The sequence below is a fragment of the Nitrospirota bacterium genome (assembly GCA_040755395.1).
Taxonomy (GTDB): Bacteria; Nitrospirota; Nitrospiria; order Nitrospirales; family Nitrospiraceae; genus DATLZU01.
The window spans coordinates 389787-402286 of sequence record JBFMAX010000001.1 but is presented as its reverse complement, the minus strand read 5'-3'; the positions used below and the strand labels follow the sequence as shown (position 1 = coordinate 402286).

Here is a 12500-nt window from a genome sequence, read left to right as displayed (position 1 = left end):
AGTTCTCGGGGAATGGGCCATGACGCTGGAGGAACTGATCGAGCCGCTGAAAGACCGACTTCAGATCGTCGAGCGAAAAGGCGACCTGCGGGTGCCGGTCGCCGATGTGACCGACGATTCGCGCCGTGTGAAGCCGGGAGCCTTGTTTGTCGCCGTCAAAGGCGAACGGGTGGACGGCCATGAGTACGTCCCCGCGGCGATGCGGTCCGGGGCTGGCGCCGTGGTGGCGCAACGGGAGCTGACCGGATGCGACGTTCCGCTGGTTCGCGTGAAGGATTCCCGCCTGGCACTGGGTTTGCTGGGAAGCCGGTTCCATGGCGACCCGTCCGTCCGCCTTCGCATGATCGGGGTGACCGGGACGAACGGCAAGACGACCGTCACCTATGTCTGCAAAACGCTTCTGCAGGCGGTCGGCCGGCGGGTCGGGGTGATCGGGACGGTGGCGTATCAGATCGGAACCGAGACGATCCCTGCCTTCCACACGACACCCGGCGCGCTGGATTTACAGGCTCTGTTGGCCCGCATGGTCGGCGCCGGGTTGGACTCCGCGGTGATGGAAGTGTCCTCGCACGCGCTCGCTCTCGATCGCACCGTCGGTTGCGAGTTTGACGTCGCGGTCTTCACCAACCTGACGCAGGACCATCTCGACTTCCACAAGGACATGGAAGATTACTTTCAGGCCAAATTGAAGCTCTTCACCGGTCTCTCCGTCGGCGGGACGAAGAAAACGTCCAAGCGGGCCGTGGTGAACGTGGATGATCCGCGAGGGGAACTCGTTCGCGCCGCCTGCGCCGTTCCTGTCTGGACGTATTCCATCCGAAACCGGTCGGACATCCGCGCCGAGGACGTGCGTCTGTCTCTGGCCGGTACGACGTTCACGGTCGCCACGCCGGGAGGCAGGTTCCAGGTCGAAAGTCGATTGGTCGGAGAGCACAACGTGTACAACGTGCTGGCGGCCATCGGGGTCGCTCTGCAGGAAGGGCTTTCGCCGGACGACATTCGCCAGGGCCTCGAACGGGTGCGCGACGTCCCCGGCCGGTTCGAGCGCGTCGAGGCCGGACAGGACTTCACGGTCGTTGTGGACTACGCCCATACGGAGGATGCGCTGGTGCGGCTCCTGACGGCGGCGCAGTCGCTCAAGACCGGCCGGATCATCACGGTCTTCGGCTGCGGCGGCGACCGGGATCGTGGGAAACGTCCCAAGATGGGGCGCGCGGCCGTCCGGTACAGCGATGTCGTGGTGCTGACCTCGGACAATCCGCGCACCGAAGATCCCATGGCGATCCTGCGAGAGGTGGAGGTCGGAGTCCGCGAGGCGCTGTCGGCCAAAACCGGGGTCCGGTACGACATGATCGCGGACCGCCGGCAGGCCATCGAGGTGGCGATCCGCGAGGCTCGGTCGGGAGACATGGTGCTGATCGCCGGGAAAGGGCACGAAGATTACCAGATCATCGGCACCACCAAATTTCACTTTGACGATCGCGAGGTGGCGAGAGAGGCCATCCTCAAGGTGCGCTCGGGCTGATTCAGCGCCGCCGCCCGGCGTCCCGACGGGCCGAGTTCAAGAATTCCTCATGTCGCTCTTCACCATCGAAGAATTGCTGGAAGTGATTAGCGTGAAAGTGCTCGCCGGGCGGAGCGAGAACTGGCTCAAACGGCGCATCGCGCGGCTCTGCACCGATTCCCGATCCGTCCGTTCCGGCGATCTCTTTGTCGCGTTGAAGGGAGAGCGGTTCGACGGCCATCAGTTTGTCGAAGCCGCACTCCGTCAGGGCGCGGTCGGGGCGATCGTCGAGGACCGCTATCGCCCTGTGGCCGCCGACATCACGAACTCCAGCCGGCAGGAGACGAAGAAGGCGGAGCCGCTACTGCTCGGCGTCCGGGACACCCTGTTCGCCTATCAGCAACTGGCCGCCCATCATCGCAGCCGCTTCACGATTCCCGTCGTCGCGGTCACCGGGAGCAACGGCAAGACCACCACCAAGGACATGGTCGCCGGCGTCCTGGCTCGGCGCTGGACGGTCCTGAAAACCGAAGGCAATTTGAACAACCGCATCGGAGTTCCGCAGACCTTGTTCCGTTTGGCGCCGCGGCATGGAGCCGCGGTGATCGAGATGGGCGTCGACCAGAAGGGGCAGACCACCAGGCTCTGCGAGATCGTACGGCCGACGATCGGGTTGATCACGAACATCGGCCCCGACCATTTGGAGTTCTTCGGCAGCCTGGACGCGTCGGCCCAGGCCAAAGCCGAATTGCTGGATCTGCTGCCGCCGGACGGCGCGGTCGTCCTGAACGCCGACGATCCCTACTTCGACTATCTCGCCTCGCGGGCCCGATGCCGAGTCGTGTCGTTCGGACTCTCGCCGAAGGCGGATGTGCGGGCCCTGGATGTGCGGACGGATGAGCGCAAGGGCGCCGCATTCCGGTTGACGCTTCCGGGCAAGGCCCGCCCTGCGGCGGTCGCGCTTCGGGCCCATGGGGCGCACAACGTCTCGAACACTTTGGCGGCGGCGGCGGTGGGCCACGTGCTGTCGCTGGGCGGCGCGACGATCGCGCAGGGATTGGCTCGGTTCCGCCCCGCAGCGATGCGGTCGCAGGTCGCCGAGCGCAACGGCGTGCAGGTCATCAACGACTGTTACAACGCCAATCCGGCATCGATGAAGGCGGCCATTCAATTGTTGGCTGAGCTCGGTTCTTCCAGGCGGACAATCGCGGTGTTGGGGGACATGCTCGAGCTGGGACCGGAAACCCGGGCGTTGCATCAAGACGTCGGCGCCTTTCTGGCGGAGCGGAACATTTCGCTGCTCGTCGCCTGCGGCGCGCTCGGACGGAGTCTCGCGGAGGGCGCGAGGCGGGGCGGAATGGCATCGGACCGTATCCTGGAGGTGCCGGACGCCGGCGCCGCGGCGGTTGCCGTGAAGTCTCTGGTCAGGAAAGGCGATGTCGTGCTGGTAAAAGCCTCGCGGGGCATGAAGATGGAGCAAGTCGTTCAGATCTTGACCGGATCGGGACGGAGGCCGCGCAAGAGGCGATGAGGTAGCGCCGATTCCCCATGCTGTACAACTGGCTGTATCCCCTGCACACGGAATTTTCCTTCCTGAACGTCTTTCGCTATCTCAGCTTCCGCATCATCTATGCGGCGGTGACGGCGTTCTTGATCGCGTTCGTGCTGGCGCCCTGGCTCATCCGCAAGCTGCAGGAAATCAAATTGGGGCAACAGGTGAGGGACGACGGACCCAAACGGCACCTGGCGAAAAGCGGGACGCCGACCATGGGCGGTCTGCTGATTCTGTTCGCCGTCGTCCTCTCCACCTTGCTCTGGGCGGATCTCACCAACCGCTATGTGTGGCTGGTCGTCATCGCCACGACCGGCTTCGGCGCGGTCGGCTTCGTGGACGACTACCTCAAGTTCGTCAAGACCCGATCCAAGGGGCTCACCGCCGCGCAAAAATTCACCGCGCAGATCCTGGTCGCCTTGGGCATCAGCCTGTTCCTGTACTCCCTGCCGGGCTATACCACCAAGCTCAGCGTGCCCTTCTTCAAGAACTTCACGCCGGACTTGGGATGGCTGTACGTCCCCTTCGCGATCTTGGTCATCGTGGGCGCCTCCAACGCCGTCAACCTCACCGACGGCTTGGACGGCTTGGCCATTGGTCCCGTGATGATCGCCGCGCTGGCCTATACGATCGTGGCCTACGTGACCGGCAACCGGATCATGTCGGAATATCTGCTCATTCCGCATATCGAGGGCGCGGGCGAAATCGCCGTGTTCACGGCCGCGATTCTGGGAGCGAGCCTGGGGTTCCTCTGGTTCAACACGTATCCGGCGTCGGTCTTTATGGGCGATGTCGGCTCGCTGCCGTTGGGCGCGGCTCTGGGGACCGTGGCGGTGATCAGCAAGCATGAGCTGTTGTTGCTCATGGTCGGCGGTGTGTTCGTGATCGAGGCGATCTCCGTGATCTTCCAGGTCCTCTCTTTCAAGTCGCGGGGCAAGCGGATTTTTCTGATGGCGCCGATTCACCACCATTTCGAGATGAAGGGCTGGGAGGAGCCGAAAGTCGTGGTCCGACTGTGGATCATCGCGATCCTGCTCGCGCTGCTGAGCCTGAGCACGTTGAAGTTACGGTGAGGAGGTTGGTCTGGTTTCTTTGGTTGGAGCGTAAAACCGAACAAACCAGACAGACCGGATAGACCGGATAGACCGGATAGACCAGCATGCCCGCCGCAAAGCCAAATATCGCGAACGTCGCAACCACGGTGCAGGACCTCGCCGGCAAAGCCGTCACAGTGGTCGGGCTGGCCAGGAGCGGGGTCGCTGCGGCCCGGTTGCTCCTCGCCGCCGGAGCGCGGGTGACCGTCGCGGACCGGAAGGAGCGGAACGAGCTGGAACGCGCGCTTGCCGAGCTGGATTCCGGCGCGGTCACGGTTCGAGCGGGGGCGGACTATGGATCGGCGTTCGAGTCGCCCGAACTGATCGTGATCAGCCCCGGCGTGCCGTCCCGCGCCGGCGAATTGCAACAAGCCCGCGCCCGCGGCGTGCAGGTCATCGGCGAACTCGAGCTGGCCTCCCGCTTTCTCACGGCGCCCATCCTGGCCGTGACGGGAACGAACGGGAAAAGCACCACGGTCACGTTGATCGGCGAGTTCCTGGCGGCAAGCGGCAAGCGGGTGTTCGTCGGGGGGAATATCGGAACGGCTCTGAGCGAGGCCGCGCTCGCGGCGTACCGGACGGGCGGGGAGGCATCTCCCTATGACTTTCTGGTCGTGGAAGTCTCCAGCTTCCAGTTGGAAACCGTCGAGCGCTTTCATCCCTGGGTGGCCGCGCTGCTGAACGTCACGTTGGATCACATGGACCGTTACGAGTCGGTGGATGAGTATGTCGCAACCAAGGCCAGGATGTTCGACAACCAAACGGCCGGCGATTATTCGCTGTTCAACCTCGACGACGAGCGAGTGGCGCGTCTGCGGGCTCGGACTCGCGCGAAGGCGCTCGGCTTTAGCCGGACCAGGGCGATCGGCGAGGACTTCGACGGCGGAACGTTTCTGGCAGGCGATCTGATCGTGTCCACGGTCACGGGACGGAGGCAGGAAGTCTGCCGGCGGACCGAGCTGAAACTGCTCGGCGCGCACAATCTCGAGAACGCGCTCGCGGCCGTCAGCTTCGCGCTGCTGTGCGGCTGTCCACTTGATGCGGTTCGCCGCGTGCTGCGGACCTTTCCCGGCCTCGAACATGCGTTGGAGTTCGTGCGCGAGCGCGGCGGCGTCCGGTTCGTGAACGACTCGAAGGGAACCAACGTCGATGCGACGGTGAAAGCGCTCGAAAGTCTGGACCAACCGGTCTGGCTCATCGCCGGCGGGCGCGACAAGGGCGCGGACTTTTCGAAACTTCGGCAGCCCGTACGGGCTCGCGTCAAACAGGTCATTCTGATCGGCGAGGCGGCGCCGCGTATTCAGGAAGCATTGGGGGAGTTCGATCGCGTGAGCCATGCCGCCACGCTGCGCGAAGCCGTGGAAGTAGCTGCGCGGGGAGCGAGCCCGGGGGACGTGGTGTTGCTCTCGCCGGCCTGCGCGAGCTTCGACATGTTCGCCGACTATCAGGACCGCGGCCGGCGGTTCAAGGCGCTGGTCAACGCATTACCATGACTTGTCGCGTGACGCGCGACGTGTTGAGAGGCGCATGAATGTCGCAAAAAACAGCCGGCACACTGGCGCTTCCGTGGCCGTCGTCCGGTCGGAAAATCCGCAAGCGGGTTCCCGTGGACCGTACCCTGCTGGTCATCACGGCGGTGCTCGCGCTGCTCGGACTCGTCATGGTGTTCAGCGCGAGCGCGGTCGTGGCAGGGAACCGGTTCCAGGATCCCGGCTATTTCCTGAAGCGGCAGGTGGCCTGGCTGGCCTTCGGCTTCGCGCTGCTGCACGTGGCTTCCCGCATCGACTACGCGGTCTGGCGGAAGTTGGCCCTGCCGATTCTGGGGCTTTCGGCCGTGCTCTTGATCTTGGTGTTGATCCCCTCGGTCGGCGTTGTGGCCAAGGGGGCGAGGCGCTGGCTGCGGCTGGGGCCGATTTCGGTGCAACCGGCGGAGATCGTCAAGCTGGTCTCGGTGATCTACCTGGCGGCGTATCTGGCGAAAAAAGAGGACAAGATTCGCGTGTTCGCCAAGGGGTTCCTGCCGCCGCTGATCGTCGTCGGCGTGCTGAGCGGGTTGGTGCTGCTGCAGCCAGACCTGGGGACTGTCGTCGTGATGGGACTGGCGACGGTGGGGATGTTGTTCTTGGGCGGGGCACGACTGATGCATCTGATGGGTCTGATTCTCTGCGCCCTGCCGGTCGGCTTGGCGTTGGTGCTGGGGTCGAGTTACCGGCGCCAACGGCTGTTGACGTTTCTCTCTCCATGGAAGGACGCCTCCGACGCCGGCTTTCAGGTCACCCAGTCGTTTCTGGCGTTCGGCAGCGGCGGTCCCTTCGGCGTCGGATTGGGAGAAGGCAAGCAAAAACTCTTCTTTCTTCCGGAAGCCCACACGGATTTTGTGCTGGCGTTGGTCGGCGAGGAATTGGGGTTGATCGGCACATCGGCGATCATTCTGCTGTTCGCGATCTTCCTGCTGAAGGGATTTCAGATCGCAGGACGGGCGCGGATGCCGTTCGGCCGGCATCTGGGGATGGGGATCACGCTTCTGGTCGGCATCCAGGCGCTGATCAACGCTGGCGTCGCCACCGGGCTGTTGCCGACGAAGGGGTTGACCTTGCCTTTCGTGAGTTATGGAGGCTCGTCGCTGGTGGTCAATCTGGTCGGCGTCGGTCTGCTGCTCAGCATTTCCCGTGATCGACAGGGAGGCCGGCAGGCTGGCGGGCACCGGAGCGGCTATGGGAACGGATCGGGCGGCTGATGAACATCGTGATCGCGGCAGGCGGGACGGGCGGCCACCTCTATCCGGCCGTGGCCCTCGCCCGCGAATTCCTGCAGCGGGATCCGCACACCGGCATCCTCTTCGTCGGCACGGCGCGAGGCATCGAATCGAAGGTCTTGGCGCACGAGGGCTTCGAGTTACGGCTCATCAAGGCCAAGCCGGTGATGGGGCGGGGATTCGTTCAGGCGGCGACGGCCCTGCTGTCCCTCCCGATCGGCATCTGCCAGTCGATCGGCATCCTGTGCCGACGGCGGGCGGACCTCGTCATCGGCGTGGGCGGGTATACCAGTCCGGCGGTGCTCGTGGCGGCCTTTCTGTTGGGCATCCCGCGGGTCATTTTGGAACCCAACGCCTCTCCCGGCATGGCGAACACAGTCCTGGGGCCTTTCGCGCAGCGGGTGTTTCTGGCCTTCGAGTCCGCGGCCGGGGCCTTTGCGCCGTCGAAGGTCCGGGTGGTCGGAACGCCGATCCGGCGCGGGTTCTATGAAGAAGGCGAGGGGGGCACCCGTTGCATTCTTCGGAGCAACGGGTCCCCGGCGAGGGGCGAGCGGCAAGCAAGAGAGCTGGCTATGAGCGCTGAATCTGTCTCCCCTAGCCGCGAGCCTTGTGCCTTCCGCCTGCTGATTTTCGGCGGAAGCCAGGGAGCGAAGGCCATTAACTCGGCGATGATCGAGGCGTTGCCGGACTTGGCGGACATGCGAGAGCGCCTTGCGGTGACGCACCAGACGGGAGACGCGGACCATACCCGGGTCAGCGCCGCCTATCAAACGGCGGGATTCCGTGCGGAGGTCGTGCCGTTCCTCTACGACATGCCGCGGGTCTTGCGCGCGGCCGACCTGGTGGTTTCCCGTGCCGGCGCCATCACCATCGCCGAGGTCACCGCCTGCGGCAGGCCTGCGATTCTGATCCCGCTCCCGCAGGCGATCTACAACCACCAGGCGCGCAACGCGCAGGTCATGGAGTCGGCCGGGGCGGCCGTCGTGCTGACTCAGGCGGAGCTGACCGGACCGAAACTGGCGCGGGCGATCAAGGAGCTGTTGCAGGATCCGGAACGGTTGACCCGGATGAGCGCCAGGAGCCTGGCGATGGGGCGAACCGATGCGGCGGCGGCGATCGTGAAGGAATGTTACGCGCTGACGGGGGGAGATCATGAGACCGACCGGTCTGTTGGAGCGAGGAGCACGTGAGCAGGTTTTTATGCGGTCGGACGAGGGCCGCAGCGGTCGTAGGTTGGTAAGCCGGGTGTCCATGTTCAGGAAGACGCAACATATTCATCTGGTGGGGATCGGCGGAGCCGGCATGAGCGGCATCGCCGAGGTCCTCCTGACGTTGGGCTACAAGGTGACGGGCTCCGATCTCCATGAATCCGAAACGACCAGGCGACTGCAGGAGCTCGGCGGCCGCATCTTCATCGGCCACCAGGCGTCCAACGTGGGTGAGGCGCAGGTGGTGGTGATTTCTTCGGCCGTCGCCCCGACCAATCCCGAAGTGGCGGAAGCCAGGGTCAGGAAGATTCCGGTCATTCCGCGCGCCGAAATGCTGGCCGAACTGATGCGGTTGAAGTACGGCATCGCGATCGCCGGCGCGCACGGCAAAACCACGACGACCTCGATGGTCGCGAGCGTGCTGGCGCAGGGCGGACTCGACCCGACGATCGTCATCGGCGGCAAAGTGAACGCGCTCGGCAGCCACGCGCGCCTGGGGCGCGGGGATCTCCTCGTGGCCGAAGCGGACGAAAGCGACGGCTCTTTCCTGAGGCTGTCGCCGACCATCGTCGCGGTGACGAACATCGACCGGGAGCATCTCGATCATTACGGCTCGATGGAGCGGCTCAACGAGAGCTTTCTGGAGTTCATCAACAAAGTCCCGTTCTACGGATTAGCGGTCCTCTGCACCGATGACCAGCGGATCCGGTCGCTCCTGCCTCGGGTCGTGAAGCGCTACCAGACCTACGGATTGCAGGAGCAGGAAGGCGCGCCGCCGGACTTTCGGGCGACGGACATTGCGTTGAAGCAATGGGGCGCCGAGTTTCGGGCGTATTTCCGCGGAAAAAATCTCGGGCCCTTCCGCTTGGCGACGCCGGGCGTGCACAACGTCTCCAACGCGCTGGCGGCCATCGCGGTCGGGATGGAACTCGACGTGCCGATCGACCTGATCCGCAAGGGACTGGCCGCCTTCACCGGGGTGGAACGCCGCTTCCACCTGCGGGGCGAGCAGGGTGGGGTCATGGTGGTGGACGACTACGGCCATCACCCCACGGAAATCAAGGCGACGCTGGCCGCGGCGAAGCAGGGTTGGGACCGCCGGGTGATCGTGCTCTTTCAGCCGCATCGGTACACCCGCACGCGGGACCTGATCGACGAGTTCGCCCATGCCTTCGACCGGGCCGATGTGCTGTTCGTGACGGACATCTATGCGGCGGGCGAGCAGCCGATCCCCGGCGTGTCCGGCGAGAAGTTGGCGGCCACCGTGCGGGCCGCCGGCCATCCCTCGGTGATCTGGGTGGAACGGAAAGAGACGCTACCGGATCAGGTGCTGCCGGTGCTCAAGCCGGGCGATCTCGTCATCACGCTGGGCGCCGGAGATATCTGGAAAGCCGGACTGGGATTGTTGGATCGATTGGCATCATCGGCTCAACCATGACGGTCATGGACCGGCGTCGCGGGCGATCGAAACGGTCTGGGAGCCCGCCGATGCGCGACCTTCGCGCGGTCGTCGCCGGCATCAAGGGCATGGTGAAATTTCATGCGCCGCTGCGGGACTACACCTCGTTCAAGATCGGAGGGCCGGCGGATGTGCTCGTGGAGCCGGCCGATGTCGAAGACGTCTGCCGGTTGGCGAGACAGGCGACCGCGGCCAAGGTTCCGATCTTCGTCATCGGCGGGACCAACCTGCTGGTGCGGGACAAGGGCATCCGCGGCGTGGTCGTCAGTCTGTCCCGGCTCAGGGCGATCAAGGACGAGCCGCATCACATCGTCTATGCGGAAGGGGGCGTCGGCATGCCGACGCTGATCGGCCATGCGATCCGCCGTTCGCTCTCGGGGCTCGAATGGGCGGCGGGAATCCCCGGCACGGTGGCGGGCTGCGTGGTGATGAACGCGGGCACGAGGCTCGGTGAAATGCAATCGGCGGTGAAAGCGGTGCGGATCGTAGATCCCAAGGGGCGCCTCGTCGAGCGCCCCGCGTCGCACATTGAATTCGGCTACCGACGCGCGAAGTTGCCGAAAGGAATCGTCGTGGGCGTGTGGCTTCAGCTCAAGCCCGGTTCCCGCCAGGAGATCGAGCGGGTGGTCAAAGACTACCTGCGTTATCGCAAGGACACGCAGCCGTTGACGCTGCCCAACGCCGGCTGCGTGTTCAAAAACCCTGGAAAAGAGCCGGCCGGGAAGCTGATCGAGGCGGCGGGGCTCAAGGGAGCGCGCATCGGCGACGCCCAGGTGTCCGAGAAGCACGGCAACTTCATCGTGAACCGGGGACAGGCGCGGGCGGCGGACGTGATCGCGTTGATCAAGAAAGTCGGCCGCGAAGTGGAACGGCGGACCGGCGTCACCCTGGAATTGGAATTGAAGATCGTTGGCCAAACGTAGAGACGGGCGCAGAGGTGTGTTTGGTTGATCGGGTTTGTTTCGTGCTGAGATGCCGGGAGAACATCCGAGTCGGAGAAACAGGGCCGCCTCGCAACCAAACAAACCAGATGAACCAGACAAACTCGACGAACCGGTGAGTATGCCGCTGACCAGAGCCCGTATCGGCGTGCTGATGGGAGGCCAGTCCTCCGAGCGGGAAGTCTCGCTCCGGACCGGCCAAGCCGTCCACCGGGCTCTGGTCCGGCGCGGTTATGATGCGGTGCCGATCGATGTCGGGCCGTCTCTCTACAAGGATCTGCAGGAACACAAGATCGAGCTGGCCTTTTTGGCGCTCCACGGTCCGGGCGGCGAAGACGGCGCGATCCAAGGATTCCTGGAAACGATCGGCATGCCCTACACGGGGTGCGGGGTGCTGGCGAGCGCGATGGGGATGGACAAGGTGACGGCCAAAGCGCTGCTGACCCAACACGGTGTGCCGGTGCCTCCGGGAACGGTAGTTAAGCGAGGCGACGCGATGTCGAGCGGGCGCGTCCTCCGTTCGGCCAAGTTGACATGGCCCGTCGTCGTGAAACCGGCTTCGCAGGGATCGACCATCGGGGTGAGCGTCGTCCGCAAACCATCGCAGTGGAAGGACGCGCTGGCGCTCGCCCATCGGTACGACCGGCGGGCGCTGGTGGAGGCCTACATTCCGGGACACGAAATCACGGTCTCTCTGCTCGGTGAAGGAGAGGAAAAGGTCTCCGCCCTGCCGGCGGTGGAGATCGTGGCGCCGAGCGGGTTCTACGACTACGCCGCCAAATACCAGAAAGGGAAGACCCGGTACCTGTGTCCGGCCCCCCTGTCGGCGAACGTGACCCGCCGACTGCGAGAGTTGGCGGTGAAGACCTACGAGGTGTTCGGCTGTGAGGGCGCGGTGCGGGTGGATTTCCGCGTCACGCCGCGCGGACGTCCCTACGTGCTGGAGCTCAACACGATCCCGGGCATGACGGAGACGAGCCTGCTGCCGATGGCGGCGGCCGAGGCCGGGATCGACTATGACGCCTTGACCGAGCGGATTCTCGAGTCTGCGCTCAGACGCGCCGCGCATCGGCGAGTTTGGACCGGATGAGGGCCAGGACACTCGAGTCCATGACCAAGAAACGCATCTCACTGCGGGGGCGGAAGAAGCCGGCGGAGGGGCCCAGACCGAATCAACGGCACGGTCGCGGGCCTGAACCAGGAAGCGCGGCCTGGGAGCGGAGGCGCGAGGAGCGACGCCGTTCGCTTCGCCGGGGGCTTCGGTTCGCCGGGTGGCTGATACTGAGCGGATTGGCCGTGTGGGGAACTTCCGTTGTGTCGCGGGCGGCCGGTCCGGTCATCCGCCAATGGTTCGCAATCCAGGCCGTGACGGTGCAGGGGCTTGATCGCGTGACCAGGCAGGAGATTCTCGATCGGCTGTCGCTGAAGGAAGACGCGACGCTGTTTTCCGTGCACCCGCAGGAACTGGCTGATCGGCTCACCGCGCATCCCTGGATCAAAACGGTGGAGATTCGGCGTGTGCCGTTCCATGAGTTGCAAGTGACGGTCGCCGAACGCAAGCCGGCGGCGGTTGTCAGGACGGCCTCGGGAGGTTGGCTCACGGATGACGAAGGACATGTGTTGTCGAAGTTGGGAGGCGGCGACGAGCCGACGCTTCCGTTGCTGACCGGGATCGATTCCAAGGGCCTCTTGCACGGCGATCCCGCCGCCCGCCGCGCGACGAAGGCCGGCGTCGACCTGGCGAACCTGGTGGCCCAGACGCTCGGCGGCCGGGTGGAGGTGGACGTCGGGAATCCGGCCAATCTTGTCGCCTCCGTCCACGGCGTGCGATTCCAATTCGGACGGTCTCCAGTTGACGAGCAATGGGAGCGGTTCCGAAAGATCAGACCGGCGCTCCGCTCCGTGACGTTCGACGAAGACGGGCGCGGGCCCAGCGAGATCGACCTGCGCTATTCCGGTCGCGTGATCGTCCGAGAAAGGGGGTAAG

The 12500-nt window shown here is 64.9% G+C and carries 10 protein-coding genes; all 10 read left to right on the top strand.

Annotation, left to right across the window (positions count from 1 at the left end):
• Positions 1–19: 19 nt before the first annotated feature.
• The 10 genes from AB1555_02085 (at position 20) to AB1555_02040 (ending at position 12499) form a co-directional block, all read left to right on the top strand.
• Entirely contained in the window at positions 20–1525 is a 1506-nt protein-coding gene (locus AB1555_02085) for a UDP-N-acetylmuramoyl-L-alanyl-D-glutamate--2,6-diaminopimelate ligase (GenBank protein MEW6245478.1), read from the top strand.
• Positions 1526–1574: 49 nt separating this feature from the next.
• Positions 1575–3035, top strand: coding sequence for a UDP-N-acetylmuramoyl-tripeptide--D-alanyl-D-alanine ligase (gene murF, locus AB1555_02080; protein ID MEW6245477.1), 1461 nt, complete (start codon positions 1575–1577; stop codon positions 3033–3035).
• A 17-nt stretch (positions 3036–3052) separates the two neighbouring features.
• Positions 3053–4129, top strand: coding sequence for a phospho-N-acetylmuramoyl-pentapeptide-transferase (mraY, locus tag AB1555_02075; protein MEW6245476.1), 1077 nt, complete (start codon positions 3053–3055; stop codon positions 4127–4129).
• Between the two features lie 86 nt (positions 4130–4215).
• Positions 4216–5643 (top strand): UDP-N-acetylmuramoyl-L-alanine--D-glutamate ligase, encoded by a 1428-nt coding sequence (murD, locus tag AB1555_02070; protein MEW6245475.1) that lies wholly within the window; start codon positions 4216–4218, stop codon positions 5641–5643.
• Between the two features lie 38 nt (positions 5644–5681).
• Positions 5682–6887 carry a putative lipid II flippase FtsW gene (gene ftsW, locus AB1555_02065; GenBank protein MEW6245474.1) on the top strand — a complete coding sequence of 402 codons (1206 nt, stop codon included), beginning with the start codon at positions 5682–5684 and terminating at the stop codon, positions 6885–6887.
• Positions 6887–8095 carry an undecaprenyldiphospho-muramoylpentapeptide beta-N-acetylglucosaminyltransferase gene (gene murG / locus AB1555_02060; GenBank protein MEW6245473.1) on the top strand — a complete coding sequence of 403 codons (1209 nt, stop codon included), beginning with the start codon at positions 6887–6889 and terminating at the stop codon, positions 8093–8095. The genes ftsW and murG overlap by 1 nt, the downstream gene beginning before the upstream one ends.
• A 61-nt stretch (positions 8096–8156) precedes the next feature.
• The gene (gene murC / locus AB1555_02055; GenBank protein ID MEW6245472.1) at positions 8157–9551 is read left to right on the top strand and encodes a UDP-N-acetylmuramate--L-alanine ligase; all 1395 of its coding nucleotides are present in this window, start codon (positions 8157–8159) and stop codon (positions 9549–9551) included.
• A 50-nt stretch (positions 9552–9601) separates the two neighbouring features.
• Entirely contained in the window at positions 9602–10495 is an 894-nt protein-coding gene (gene murB, locus AB1555_02050) for a UDP-N-acetylmuramate dehydrogenase (GenBank protein MEW6245471.1), read from the top strand.
• Between the two features lie 139 nt (positions 10496–10634).
• Complete coding sequence (locus tag AB1555_02045) at positions 10635–11603, top strand: D-alanine--D-alanine ligase (protein MEW6245470.1); 969 nt, start codon at positions 10635–10637, stop codon at positions 11601–11603.
• A 20-nt stretch (positions 11604–11623) separates the two neighbouring features.
• Positions 11624–12499, top strand: coding sequence for an FtsQ-type POTRA domain-containing protein (locus AB1555_02040; GenBank protein ID MEW6245469.1), 876 nt, complete (start codon positions 11624–11626; stop codon positions 12497–12499).
• Position 12500: the final 1 nt, after the last annotated feature.